General features: G+C 50.3%; 8 protein-coding genes. All 8 read left to right on the top strand.

Annotated features, from left to right (window positions below):
* Positions 1-40 precede the first annotated feature (40 nt).
* The 8 genes from ACFVS2_RS16315 (at position 41) to ACFVS2_RS16350 (ending at position 13,802) form a co-directional block, all read left to right on the top strand.
* On the top strand, positions 41-2,713 hold the full coding sequence (locus ACFVS2_RS16315; RefSeq protein ID WP_390235615.1) for a molecular chaperone: 2,673 nt from the start codon (positions 41-43) through the stop codon (positions 2,711-2,713).
* Between the two features lie 44 nt (positions 2,714-2,757).
* Positions 2,758-3,537: a DNA and RNA helicase gene (locus ACFVS2_RS16320; RefSeq protein ID WP_390235618.1), complete on the top strand. Its 780-nt coding sequence runs from the start codon at positions 2,758-2,760 to the stop codon at positions 3,535-3,537.
* Positions 3,538-3,551: 14 nt separating this feature from the next.
* The gene (locus ACFVS2_RS16325) at positions 3,552-4,220 is read left to right on the top strand and encodes a hypothetical protein (protein ID WP_173618736.1); all 669 of its coding nucleotides are present in this window, start codon (positions 3,552-3,554) and stop codon (positions 4,218-4,220) included.
* Positions 4,217-5,641 (top strand): contractile injection system protein, VgrG/Pvc8 family, encoded by a 1,425-nt coding sequence (locus ACFVS2_RS16330; RefSeq protein WP_173618735.1) that lies wholly within the window; start codon positions 4,217-4,219, stop codon positions 5,639-5,641. The genes ACFVS2_RS16325 and ACFVS2_RS16330 overlap by 4 nt, the downstream gene beginning before the upstream one ends.
* A gap of 72 nt (positions 5,642-5,713) precedes the next feature.
* The gene (locus tag ACFVS2_RS16335) at positions 5,714-6,859 is read left to right on the top strand and encodes a pentapeptide repeat-containing protein (protein WP_390235623.1); all 1,146 of its coding nucleotides are present in this window, start codon (positions 5,714-5,716) and stop codon (positions 6,857-6,859) included.
* Positions 6,856-7,407 (top strand): imm11 family protein, encoded by a 552-nt coding sequence (locus ACFVS2_RS16340; protein ID WP_390235625.1) that lies wholly within the window; start codon positions 6,856-6,858, stop codon positions 7,405-7,407. The genes ACFVS2_RS16335 and ACFVS2_RS16340 overlap by 4 nt, the downstream gene beginning before the upstream one ends.
* A complete protein-coding gene (locus tag ACFVS2_RS16345; protein ID WP_390235627.1) occupies positions 7,394-7,816 on the top strand; it encodes a DUF4280 domain-containing protein in 423 nt (140 codons plus the stop codon). The genes ACFVS2_RS16340 and ACFVS2_RS16345 overlap by 14 nt, the downstream gene beginning before the upstream one ends.
* Positions 7,817-7,829: 13 nt before the next feature.
* On the top strand, positions 7,830-13,802 hold the full coding sequence (locus tag ACFVS2_RS16350; protein ID WP_390235629.1) for an RHS repeat-associated core domain-containing protein: 5,973 nt from the start codon (positions 7,830-7,832) through the stop codon (positions 13,800-13,802).
* Positions 13,803-13,864 lie beyond the last annotated feature (62 nt).

Below are 13,864 nucleotides of genomic sequence, written 5' to 3' on the forward strand. Positions count from 1 at the left end.
CGATTGACCCCAACGAAGGTCGGGAGAGAGGAGAGTTGGGATGACTACCTATTCATATAAGCTTCATCTCCAAAAAGGCAGCGGGGATGGAAATCAACGCAATCATCCAGACGAAGCGACCTACACACGGGACGAGCTGATGGAGATGACGACCTTTCAGCTACGCAATATTTGTTACAAGGAAAAGCTAGTCGGCTCTGTCGTGAACAATCTCGATCGGGAGGGACTGCTGCACACGATTCTGCGTTTTCGCGGCGCAGAAGAAAACCTCCTGATTGAGCGTGCTGTTCCAGGGGGTGTTGAACGCCTCGAAGCCGTACTCCACAAATATTTAAACACACCGATGCCAGGTGTAGATGTGATCAAAATTCCAGCGAAGATGTGCTTGTACACGGGTCTCGCCATTGACAGGCTGGACAACTATCGCGTCGAATCCTCCCAGGGCTTGTCCGAATCCAATGTGCTTTTGGTGAATGACCATATGGAGCTATGCGGCATTCTGCATCTGCACAAAGACAAAGATGATAGGAGAGCCGGGCATTTTACGTTGCACGCCCACCAAGATGCTCAGTTGAGAAAAACCGTCAATCAAAACTACAGCCTGCTCTTTTTCCGCAAGCAGGATTCGGAGTATTTGTACAAGGCGTATCATCAGGACCATCCGTTGCCGCCTGTCAATCTCCACTACTACAAAGTACCGGTGACTGACCTCGAGATCAGGGAATTGGAAGAAACAGATGCCGTTCTCGCGATTGATTTTGGTACCTCCTCGACGACAGCGGGTGCTTTTCTCGACCATCAGTATGTCAGCTCCCCTTCTAGCAACGATTTGTTGAATGGACGCATTCGCTTGAATGCGATCAATTACGTCTCTTTCCCAGATACCACGCAAAAAAACGAGGAATGGATCGAGGTGCTGCCGACGGCTGTCAGTGTGGCGGATTGCTCCTCTCCAACCGATGTTCGCTTTCACATCGGTTATGAAGCACTTCGACACATGAAAAAGAACGGATACAGCACGAACGCGACGGTGTTTCAAGGCATCAAGCGCTGGGTGAACAGCTATCACAAGATCGAAGAGGTCATGGACAGCCAAGGGAATACCGCGACTGTGAAACGAAGCGACATCCTGCGCCAATACCTTCTTCACGTCATTCAAATGGCTGAGCATCAATTCAAATGCCGCTTTCGTCATCTGCATATCACGAGTCCGGTCAAGCTGAAAACGCAGTTTCTTGAAATGTTCACCGAGATTTTACCTGAGTATCGCATCGAATCAGAGCACGCCCTCGATGAAGGAATGGCCGTCCTGTTTAACACGATTGCGGATCAAATTGACAAAAACAGCTTTCTGGACGGTGAGACATATCAAGCGCTCGTCATCGACTGCGGCGGAGGAACGACGGACCTGTCATCCTGCCATTTTCGGATCGAGGACGGACATATCTCCTACCGGATCGATATCGATACAACCTATGAAAACGGCGACACCAATTTTGGCGGCAACAACATTACGTATCGCATCATGCAATTTATGAAAATCGTCTTTGCGGACTATTACGGAAAAGGGCGGCAAGTGACCGACATCGACCAGATCATCGACATCCCTGGATCGGAAATATTCCGGTACGTGGATGAATACGGCGTCGACTCCATCTATGAACGCTTCGAGGCGAGATATCGGGAAGCTGAGGCGATTTTGCCGACTCGCTACAAGGAGTACGAGAACAAGAGCCGGGACGAGTATCAGCGTGTCCGCAACAATTTTCACTTTTTGTGGGACCTTGCTGACCATATGAAAAAAGAATTTTTTCGCCAGACCGGAATCTTGCGCAATCGCTTCACATCCGATACGGAAAATCGTCAAGAGCCTGATCTAAAGCTGACGGCAGTCGAGCGATGGGTGTTGTCGATACGAGAGGATGGTCGCTTCCGGGATGTGTTTGATTTTCCTGATGTCGTCTTCAACGCCAAAGAGATCAATCACCTGATTAAGGCGGATATTTACGAGATTTTGCGCGACTTCTTGGACGATTTTTACCAACAGGGAAGGCTGGCTGACTTCTCGATCATCAAGCTGACGGGGCAGTCGTGCCGGATTGATGTTTTCCGTGAAGCGCTCAAAGAGTTTGTCCCTGGACGCAGTATCGAGTTCCGGCAAAAGTCGGAGGATGCGGGCAAGGTGCCAGACTTAAAGCTGTCTTGCTTACGTGGAGCACTGCGCTATCAAAGTGCCAAAAAGGCAGGATTCATCGAAGCGCAAATTACGAATCATGCGCCGATCGTCCCGTATTCCGTGACCGCCTTCACTCATAACAAGCAAGAGAGAGTGCTTATTCACAGTCAGGAAAAGCTGAGTCTCGTGCATGGCTCTATCTCGCGTCCCTACGGCGTGAGCGAGGTTGAATTTTATCTCAAGGAAAATGACGGTCAGCTGCGCCAACGGTACCTGTACATGGATGATCCTGCTCAATACAAAACCGTGTTGTATGAAGACATCGCGAGCAAGTACGGTACACATATCCCGCAGGATGAGACTGACTCGATTCAAAATGGCGAGTCGAAATACTTCGTTTTTGCGAGCGGTAGCGAGTGGGGATTCCATGTCGTGCCAGTAGCTCGTCTGAATGAACAGCTTGCTTTGGGGAAAAAGGTTTTCTTTGCTTTTGAGAGTGACTTGTCCGAGCTGGATTTCTTTGACGGGATGAAATGATCAAATAACCAGGCAGCTTAAATGAACAGGAAGGGGGAACAGCGGTGTTTTCCCATCTCTATCCCAATTTTCATAAAGGGCGAATTCTCAAACGAGAGATGCTTGAAAATCTGCGTGATTACCCGCGGCATTTTGTAGATTTATACTTTCAGGATTATACAGACGGCATTATTTCCGGGATGGATGTAACGATAGGCGAAGGGCACCTCACTGTCGGCAGAGGGATCGTCAAGCATCAAGGACGCATTTACTTGTTCGACCGCGAAGAGCGTGTCCCTTATGAGGCCATAGGTATGGAGACGGTGCTCAAGATTCGCTTTCAAGAGGAGACTTCGCTGACCGACTATTACGTTTACGAGACGTCGTATGTTCTCGATCAGGAGATAGAGTCACGCCCGGATGAAAGGGAGTTGGGGCGCTTCAAGCTCAAGCAAGGGGCAAGGCTTCGCGGGGATTATCAGGATTTAGCCGATATGGCGACCGAATTCAATACGTGGAATATCGTGCATGTCGAACATGCCGGGAGAAACGAGCCAACACTTGCTCCCTACATCCTGCGGTATTTTGCGAATGAAATGCTGAAAACGGTCACCAATCACCCGTATGATCTCGCCTTTGCCATGCAGTGCTTGAATGCGGACAGAGTAGAGCGGGGGCTCATTCTTCATTATATAGGCAACAGACTGGGGACTGGTTACCGCGAGTACACGAATCTACAGATTCTCAAATACCTCGCACGCATATTGGATGACGCCAAGAGTGGCGGAAAGTCCTCAAAAACGGAGTGGAAAACAGGCGGGCGTCAGCGGGTTATTGTTGATTAACGAGAGGATGGTGAATGGAAATGGCGCGCATGGATGAAAGCATTATCGGCATGTTGAATGAGCTTTCCGGTGAGGATGCACAGCCAGCAGCAATACGTTTTGGTCCAAAGGGCAAAAACCGACTGGATGTAGTGAACAAATCATTGATTACAGTCGGTGAAGAGAGAATTCCCATGGAGGACAAGCGCGTCCTCGACGATCTCGTACAGATTAGACTCCCGAAGACATTTTCCATCATGAGTCCAGAAGTAGCTGCTCTGAAGTATCCATCGGAACGTAGGCCTTCACTGATTTATACGAACGAAACAGCGTCAATTAACATGGCTTTTACCTATACCGAGAGCAAGCTGACCGATACTCCTGCACAGCTGAAGGCCTTCATGGATGTCATGAAGCAGGTTTTGCGGAGAACACAGCCGCTCGCTCGTTGGCAGGAGGAAGGAATACGTGAGATCGCGGGGAACAGCGTCGGATTTTTCGAGTTTGTTGCGCCCGCATTGGATACGGACATTTACAACCTGATCAGCTTTGTATCCCTACAGGGACGCGCTCTTCTCTGCACGTTCAATTGCACGGAGCAGGAGTTGTCAGACTGGAAGCCAGTAGGCTGGGGAATCATGGATTCCTTGTCGCTGGTATCTAACAATTCGGATGAAAATGGGAAGGGAGAAGGGAAAATATGAGTCTTCCTGTCATTGCCTACAACAATTTGCAAATCTCTCCTTATCAATTGACGCATCTGGTAGAACTGACGATTACGAAAAAGATCAATGAGCATGCCCGCCTTACATTTACGGGGATCGTACCAGAAGAATTGAAGGACAGCTATGTAGAAATGACGGAAGCACAGACCCCGATCGAAATCAGTCAGGTGGATAACGAAGGCAACGCCACGCCGCTTTTTGCGGGGATAGTTCTGGAGATAGGTATCAAGGCCGTACGAGACGTTTATTATTTGTACGTCGAAGCCGTCTCGCCTACTTACAATCTCGACGTGAAGCGCAAGAGCCGTTCGTTTCAAAACAAAGCCATGACCTACGGTGCCCTTTTGAAAACAATCGCAGGAGAATACCCAGGCATGGATATTATGGACATGGCCTCCAATGGCGGGAAGCTGGGCTCCTTTACCATGCAGTATCAGGAGACGGATTGGCAATTTCTCAAGCGGCTTGCTTCGCGTTTTCAAACTGGACTGATGCCAGCATCCGTTTTTGAAAAGCCAAAGTTCAGCTTTGGTGTGCCAGAGGGTGCATCGAAAGGCAAGCTGGACGATTTTCATTATCGGGTGCGCAAAAATTTGAATGAATACCGCCATTCCTCGGAAAACGGGGTCAAGGGTGTGGATGAAAATGACTACATCTTTTACGAGGTAGAGACGGACCGCGTGCTCGATTTGGGCAACGGTGTGGATTTCAAAGGGAAGAGCCTGTATGTGTATGAGGCCTATACCGAGATGAAGAAGGGCTTGCTCAAACACAAGTATTTGCTTGCGTCCAAAAAAGGAATGAGCCAAAAGCCGCTCCACAATTCGCTCATTGTAGGGGCATCGGTGCAGGGGAAAGTCATTGAGGTCTCAAAAGACAACGTCAAAATCCACCTCGATATCGATGAGAGCCAGAACAAGAGCGAAGCGCACTGGTTCCCGTACTCCTCGGTTTATACGGCCGAAGGAAACAGCGGTTGGTATTGCATGCCAGAGCTCGATGACTACGTCCGCGTCTATTTTCCGAGCAACAAGGAAAGTGACGGGATTGCGATCAGCTCTGTCCGGAAAAATTCAGACGAGGGCGAAACGAACAAGCTCGGGAATCCCGATATCAAATACTTCCGCACGGCCAATGGAAAAGAACTGATGTTCAGCCCGTCGGAGGTATTGCTTAGCGCAAAGGACGGGGAAATCCTCATTCGCATGACCGACGCGGACGGCATCCAGATATTCAGCAAGAAAAATATCAAGGTTGTCTCTGAAAAGGACATTTTGATGGACTCTGCCACGAAGGTGATTATCTCGGCGAAAGAGGAGATTAGTCTCACCTGCAAAGAGAGCAACATCAAGATGGACGGAAATACAAGCATCGTCGGGCAGGAGCTCAAAACCAATTGACACACATGGTTGCCACGCGGGTAACCGTGTGTTTGGTGTATGCAAAAACGGTGAGAAGAAGGGGGGATTGGCATGGAGAGAGAGGAAGCCTTGCAGCATTTCAAGGAGCACGAGGTGCCGAAGCGAACCATCGCCAGCCTGCATGCCTTGGATGCTTACTATCAGGCGAATAAAGAGAGGCTGGCAAAAGAATTTCTTCGTTCCTTTGAAGCAATATGCCGACGCGTGGTTGATAAGCAGAAGCAAGGGACAAAGGGCAAGCTGGCGTACTTGACCTATTCCATGCTGCGTACGGAGCTCGTTGAGGGCAGTAGTCATTATTTGCTGGAAGCTACGGACAGCAGTTGGTTTTTCGATCCGGTGGAGTGTCAAACCTCTTATGATGCGAGCTGGGCGTACCACTTTTTGGATCGGCTCGCAGACGAATGGAACGAGGCTGCCAGAGCGTATGCCGGACACGTAAGACTTCCCGATATCGAACGGATCAAGCTCGTGGAGGCAGAGAAGTTTCATCAATATGTCGTTCACCTGATCCGTTATGCCATGGTGCAGGGTGTTCAGCTGGAAGCCTTTCAACAGGTGGACAAGGAGCTGGAGCTGGAGGTGCGTGTCGGAGAATATTTGGATCAAAGCGAGATCGTGTACTGTCTGGACACTCGCCACAAAGATTCTGAGATGATCCGTGCTTGGCTGGAGGAGAAGCAAGAGCTGGAATACGGCTACAAGGTTTTGGCTGGCCTCGATCTGGGACAAGGGCAATTCGATGGTCTTGATCTTCGTTATTCGGACCTCTCTGACAGTCAGCTAACGAAAGCGAACCTTCGCGAAAGTGTTTTGGTCGGAACGAGATGGCATCGTGCCCAGCTAAAAGCGGTTGATTTCGGCGAAAGTCTCATTCACGGAGCGGATTTTACTGGAGCGAATCTGCTAGGCGCGAGCTTTCGTGAAGCATCCGGGCCAAGGGGGCTTTTGGAGCCAGATGCGTGGGAGATGCCCGGTTTTGATGGCGTCTTGTTCGTCGGGGCGGACTTGACCGGGACAGATTTTACTGGGGCCGACCTGCGCGGCGCAGACTTTACAGATGCGATTTTAACTGGGGCGAATTTTAGCGGAGCGCTTCTGGAGAGAGCCGTATTCTCGAAGGAATCTAGGGAGTCCATTCTGTTGGATGAGCTTCAGGAGCGACATGTCGTTTGGCGAGAGGGGAGTCAGGTATGAATTATTTCATCTTGTCACAGGACGAGCGAATCGGGAGTGCGGTAGAGCCAACTAACGTTTTTGACGTCATCCGGCAGGAGTGGCTGACGCCAGATTATCAGGAAGAGCTTGACGAGGCGATCATCCAGTTCGACATCAAGCAAAAGAAAGAGAACGACTACCTGGATTTTCTCGACAGACCGATCCCGCTCTATTCCAACCGCTTAAAGACAATCATCCACAAGTTCGCGCCGAAGCTGTTCGTCAAATCCGTCGTGCTCGTAGACAGGGAGCGGATCAAACAGGATTTGTACTGGATGATGATTCTGCCGCGTGTGAACTGTTTGTCAGAGCAAAGCGAGTTTCACAGGGACGGCTCACTCAAAAGGCTGGTTCTCGATCCAGAAAAGATTGGGCGTCATACGATTTTTCAAATCGAAGGGATTCGTGAACCGTATATCATCATTGATTTGCGGCTGGCGGAGGCTTTGCTGCGCAGGGACTTTTTCGGTATCCGCTTGAAAAAAGCAGAGCAAGCAGGGAGGAGAATGAGTCATGCCCATGATTGAAGATGTCGATGTTGTACCGTCATCCGCTCCGAAGAAAAGCTACGTTGTGGCAGGAGCAATTCTCTCGTGCGACTACGGGAGCCAGCAGAACAAGCTGAAAACGCCGTTTAGTCATGGCGTGTACATTCGCAACCAGGCACAGATGAACGTGAATGACTATATGCCGCAAGTGAATATCATGCCGTTTGGCAAATGCAAATGCGAGAAAAATCCAACCGTCGCAGCTGCTACTGCTGCCAACAACGGTGTACTCAAGCCGATGCCTTGCATTCCCATGGTGACAATGCCCTGGATCGAAGGCAAGGCAGATGTACTCGTAGAAAATCATCCCGCCCTGTTAAACACCAGCACGAACATGTGCGTATATGGAGGCTGCATTCGCATCGAAGACGACGGACAGGAGCAATAGTGAGGGGGATTGTATGAATACGACAGAGAAGCTGGCTGGATACGAGAATATCCAGTTGGTCTCACCCTTTGAAATCCAAAGCCTAGAAGATGTCAGAATCGTGAAGAAAGTTAATGAGCACGCCAGATTGTTCGTCACCGGAATCATCCCGGAGGAGAAAAGCGACCGGTACATCGAGATGGCGACGAGCGAGGATACAGTTGCGCTGAATTTGGTGGAAAACGGTGCGCTTACGAAGACACTGTTCAAAGGTCTCGTGGATTCCGTCAGTGTGAACTTTGTTCACGGCGTGTACCATTTGGAGCTGGAAGCGGTCTCGCATACGCAGCGAATGGATGGTCAGCGCAAGATGCGCTCTTTTCAACATAAACAAATGACGTATGCCAGTCTGCTCGATGAAATCACGAAGGACTATCCCGGTTCGGATTATTTGGACCATGCTTCGAACGGAGCGCCGCTGGGAACCATCGCCATCCAGTATCAGGAGACAGATTGGGAGTTTTTAAAGCGACTGGCCTCTCGCTTCGGCTCTATTCTCGTGGCTGAGGCTGTTGCGGATAAACCAAAGTTCTGGTTCGGCATGCCCGAGGGACGCACCGCTCAACTGACAGACGCCAGCTACACCATCAGCAAAAGGCTGTCACCCTTTATGGAAACGACAGAAAACGGTTATGCGGCAGGTATGTCGGAAAACGATTTTCTCACCTATGAAGTAGAAAGCGGACAGGTCCTCCAGCTCGGAGACTGCGTGAACTACCAAGGCAAAGAGCTGGTCGTCGCCGGGTCAACAACGAAGATCGATCATGCCCTTCTCATCCACACCTATCAACTCATGCCCGAAGTAGGCATCCGCCAGAACCCCATCCGCAACGACGACATATGCGGAGCTGCCCTGGAAGGTAAGATCATCGACATCCAGAAGGACACCGTCAAAATCCACCTCGACATCGATCCAAAGCAGCCCAAGGCAGAGGCGAGCTGGTTCCCGTATGCCACGGTTTACTCGGCAGAGGGCAACAGCGGCTTTCACTGCATGCCGCAAATGGGAGACTCCGTCAAGCTGTACTTCTCCACACCAGATGAAGAAGGCGCCATGGCAGTCAGCTCCGTGCGAAAGGGTGGAGGCAGCACGGCGAAAACGGGCAATCCCGGCATTAAGTACTGGGGAACCAACTTCGGCAAAGAGCTGATGATGGGTGGCAAGGAGCTCGTTCTTACTGCGAAGGAGAGCGAAGAAGGCAATATTTTTATCAAGCTGCATGAAGAAGAAGGAATCGAGATTCACAGTATGCATCCGATCGTATTTTCCTCGGAAAAAGATATGGAGATTACGTCAGATACGAAGGTCGAGATCAAGGCTAAGGAAGCGATCTACCTCATGTGCAGCACCAGCAGCATGATTTTGGATGGAGAAGTGGATCTTCAAGCGCCGAAGATTGAGATGGTAGGGCTGACGAAGGCGCCTGTGGTTGTGGAGGATTTGCCGCAGGAAGAGGAAGAGGAAGAAGTCGTCGAAGAGGAGCAGGAGGAAGAGGATTCTGGATGGGGTTTTCTCGATAGTCTACAGCTTGGACTCGATATCGTCGGAATGATCCCTGTCATCGGAGAAGTCGCAGACGTCGTCAATGCGGGGATATCTGTCGCACGTGGCGATTATGCTGGAGCCGCTATGTCCCTTGCAGCCGCGATTCCAGGTGCGGGTACGGCAGTGACTGCGGCAAAGCTGACGACGAAAGCAGTGAAGGCAACAAAAGCGATGTCCAAGGCAACGAAAGCGGTCAAAGCAGCGGACAAAGCACTGGGTGTATCGAAAGCGGTCAAGGCGACTGCCAATGCAGCAAGTGCGGTGAAAGGCAAGGTCGTCACTGCTGCGCGGAACATTCAGGAGAGCTTGAGCAAGCTTGAGGCTGTGCAGAAGCTGAAGAAGAGCATGCTCGGCAAGTTCATGCAGAAGCCTGTTGTGAAAGAAGTACTAAAGGAAGCCGGATCTGAGGCATTAGATTATGCGACGGATGGTGTCTTCTCAACCGTTGCGGGAATGGCCGGACGCCGTAAAAAAGTTCGTGTGACGAAGAAGAACACCAATAGGCTGAAAAAACGGAACGTCAAAAAAGCGAAGCTGAAAAGTTGCCTTCGAGACCCTATCCACGGAGGGACCGGAGCACAGTTTATCGTTCATCCTGCCCTCAAGCTGTATGGAGCCGAGACGTGGACGTTTGAGCTGCATTACAACTCCCTGCTTTTGCAAGAGGGAGCACTGGGTAAAGCATGGACACACAATTACGAAATGAGCCTGGAATTCCTGGATGAGACACGCGAAGAAGTTACGGTTTGGTGGCATGCTGGTCGCGCCAACACCTTTACTCGTGTTCAGGACGGATTGTACCGCTCAAACGATGCGGACGTCTTTTTTGACGAACTGCGGGAAAGACAAGATGGTTATACGCTGTGGGTTAAGGAAACGAGAGAGACGTACGATTTTGCCAGAAATGGACAAGCACTTCGCCATACGGTGGCTGCTGGAATGTCGCTGCTCTTCGGATATGACCAGTATGGCAGGCTGAATCGCTTAACAGAAGAGCGGAGTCGTCGAGCGTTTTCTTTGGAGTATGGGGCAGAAGGCTTGGTGTCAGCATTGTCCGATGGGACTCGTTCCCTTCGCTTTTCGTATGATGCCGACCGCAGGATGACTCGCTACACCAATCCCAATGGTGTTGTCACTGACTTGTCCTATACAGGAAATGATCAATTGGAATCTCTAGCATCCGATGGTGTCATCGTCTACACGAATACGTTTGACGAAGAAGGGCGCATCATCTGCCAGACAGATGCGGCAGGCATCCCTGGTTATATTCACTACGATACCGAGAGCCGTCCGGGCATGATGGTCACGACCTTCACAGATGGCAATGGGAATGTCGAGGTTATGCTCCATGACGACAATGGCCAGTTGCTGGAGAAGACCGAGAAGGATGGGACGGTCACCAAATACTCCTATAATGAGTGGGGCCAAACAACTTCTGAAACAAACGGAGCGGGCGAAACAACCACTTACACGTATGACAATCGCGGGAATCTGGTAAAAGAGACAGATCCTCTTGGCAATACAACGACGTATACGTACAACGAAAATGACCTCATGACAGCAGAAGAAGACGCGGAAGGCGGAGTCACGACTTACGCCTATGATGAATACGAGCGGCTGGTCAGCATGACAAGACCAGATGGCTGCACCTCTTCTATCGAGTATAACGAGCACGGGCAAAGAAGCACTTATATCGATTTTACAGGTGCAAAAACTACTTATCATTACGATGGACAGGGAATGCTAGTTTCCGCTCAGGACCCAGAAGGGCGTATCTTCCGTGTTGGCTTCGACCCTACAGGCAGGATGACAACCTTTACGGATGCTTTTGGGGGTTCGCTACGTCAGGTATTCGATGCCAATGATAATCTTGTTGGTGTCACAGATCCTCTCGGAAGGATGCATTCCTTTACCTACGATACACAGGATTGTCGCGTAGAGGAGACAACGCCTACCGGAGCATCGACGAAGATCGGCTACACGATTACGGAAAAAGTAGAATCTATAACGAACGCCTATGGTGAAGCCACTCGTTATGAGTACGACAAGGAATGGCAGATCGTTGGGGTGGTAGATCCAACCGGGGCGAAGACCAGCCTCGAACGCGATGCCATGGGCAGAGTGACGTCTATCACCGATCCGTTGGGGAACACCCAGCGCTATGAATACGATGCGGCGGGACGTTTACTGGCCGTCTATGATGCAACCGGACAGAAGGTGAGCGGGCTCACCTATGATGGCGCGGGCAATGTTCTTGCCCATATAGACGGACTCGGAAGAACAACCCAATACCAATTCAACAAGCTTCATCAAGTCATTGCCACAACGAATGCGGCTGGACAAAAAAACAAGTTTTCCTATGACGCAGCCGCAAGACTAACGGAGGTATTGGAAAATGAAGCAGCCGTATACAAGCAGCAATACGACGGAGAAGGCCGTCTAACGAGCTATACGGATGCTAATGGTAATGCCACCACCCTCGCCTACGATGCCAGTGGTTTGCTTTTAGCTGAGCGTAATGCTACCGGAGAAGGATCGACCTACCGCTATGATAAGCGCGGATGGCTGACCGACAAGACCAATGCACGTGGTCAGGAAACGCACTACCGCTACGATGCAGCCGGACAGCTCATTGAGCAGCAGGACGAAGCGGGGACTGTTCGCAGGTCTTTCGACGCCGAGGGTCGCGTGGTAAGTGTCAAAGAAGATGGAAAAGACACCAAGCGCCGTACCTACGATCTTTTGGGACGAATCGTCTCCAGCACAGATCAGTATGGGAATACGCTACAGTACACCTATGATGCGGGAGGCAGACTGGCGACACTCGTCTATCCAGATGGCAAGTCGGTTCGCTATACCTACGATCTTGCAGGTCAATTGACCACTGTCACAGACTGGGCAGGTCGGGTCACAAGGTACACGTACGATGAAAATTACCGTCTCATCCGTACAGAGCGACCGAACGGTACAGTAGAGCAGCGTCACTATGACGCAGCCGGACAGCTACTGCGTCTTTGGGATCAAAATGCGCAAGGCGTCATGCTCCAGCAATATCGGTTTGTGTACAACGAGCTCGGGCAGATCATCCAAGAGGAAGAAAAGCAGTACACCTATGATGCCCTGCGGCGCCTGACGAGCGGAGCCATGGCAGGACGAAAGATTCTCTATACGTATGACCAGGGCGGGAATATTACCGCTATTGGGGATTCAGGTTCGAGTCTTGCTGTGGCGATGACGTACGCCAAGGACAATCGGTTGGACACGGTAGATGATCAACCCGTTCAGTATGACGAGGACGGCAACTTTCTGCTGCTCCCGGGCAAGCAACAGCCAGAAACGTATGTGTACGATGCCCGCAACCGTCTCGTACGCGCCGGACAAGCTCGCTACACCTATGATGCCGAATACGTGCGCACCTCCATGACATGGAACGGTAAGACGACACGGTATGTGGTTGACCAGAACGCCGATTTGACCCAGGTTCTCATGGAACTGGAGGAAAGTGGAGCAGCCAAAGCGTATTATGTATATGGACTGGGGCTCATTGGTCGCGAGGATGCGCAAGGCGATTATTTGTCCTATCACGCGGATACGCGCGGAAGCACGACCCTGTTGACGGACGAGCATGGTCGAGTCACAGACCGTTATACCTACGGATTGTACGGGGAACTGGAAGTACACGAGGGCAGGACGAAACAGCCGTTTTGCTATAACGGCCGCGATGGAGTCATGACCGATCCGAATGGGTTGTATTACATGCGGGTGCGGTATTACCATCCGGGGTTGAAGCGATTCCTGAACCGAGATGTGCTCCAAGGGGATATGACGGACGGGCAGACGTTTAACCGTTTTGCTTATGTGAATGGGGATCCGATTGGGTTCATTGATCCGTTGGGGTTGATGAAGTGTGAAAACGAAAAATTCTTAGCGTTACCTGCACCAAAATCTGCAACGGTACGACGTAATAGCCCTGGTACTGTTACTGGTGGTCATAAAGCCGGATCGCTTGAAAAAATGCTTCGTGGGACACATGGTAATGTAGGGCTTATACCAAAAGAGGTGGCAGATCAGTTAAAAGGTAAATCATTCAAAAACTTTAGTGATTTCCAGAAATCGTTCTGGAAAGCTGTATCTAATACTAAGTATGCGGACGAATTTGCTTCATATCACAAAGCAAATAAAACAAGAATGCGAAATGGGAATGCACCTTTTGCGGATATTACACAGCAGTTAGGGCAATCTGCATGGCCTCAAATGGTTTATAATATTCACCATAAAACTCCAATTGGACGAGGTGGAGCAGTTTATGACTTAGATAATTTACTCGTTGCAACTCCTAGAACGCATGCTGAGATTCTCGATGTGGTATACCATGGATTTAATGGATTTAAAAAGAAATAATTCAAAAAGGCTGATTTGTTTTGTTCTTACTCATCAGCCTTTTTCTAAATCGGAGGAATATT

The organism is Brevibacillus sp. NPDC058079, assembly GCF_042885155.1.
GTDB lineage: Bacteria > Bacillota > Bacilli > Brevibacillales > Brevibacillaceae > Brevibacillus.

What these genes read in the sequence shown, in the direction of transcription:
- ACFVS2_RS16315 (WP_390235615.1), top strand. Translation starts at nt 41, where the DNA reads ATGACTACCTATTCATATAAGCTTCATCTCCAAAAAGGCAGCGGGGAT.
- ACFVS2_RS16325 (WP_173618736.1), top strand. Translation starts at nt 3,552, where the DNA reads ATGGAAATGGCGCGCATGGATGAAAGCATTATCGGCATGTTGAATGAG.
- ACFVS2_RS16330 (WP_173618735.1), top strand. Translation starts at nt 4,217, where the DNA reads ATGAGTCTTCCTGTCATTGCCTACAACAATTTGCAAATCTCTCCTTAT.
- ACFVS2_RS16335 (WP_390235623.1), top strand. Translation starts at nt 5,714, where the DNA reads ATGGAGAGAGAGGAAGCCTTGCAGCATTTCAAGGAGCACGAGGTGCCG.
- ACFVS2_RS16340 (WP_390235625.1), top strand. Translation starts at nt 6,856, where the DNA reads ATGAATTATTTCATCTTGTCACAGGACGAGCGAATCGGGAGTGCGGTA.
- ACFVS2_RS16345 (WP_390235627.1), top strand. Translation starts at nt 7,394, where the DNA reads ATGCCCATGATTGAAGATGTCGATGTTGTACCGTCATCCGCTCCGAAG.
- ACFVS2_RS16350 (WP_390235629.1), top strand. Translation starts at nt 7,830, where the DNA reads ATGAATACGACAGAGAAGCTGGCTGGATACGAGAATATCCAGTTGGTC.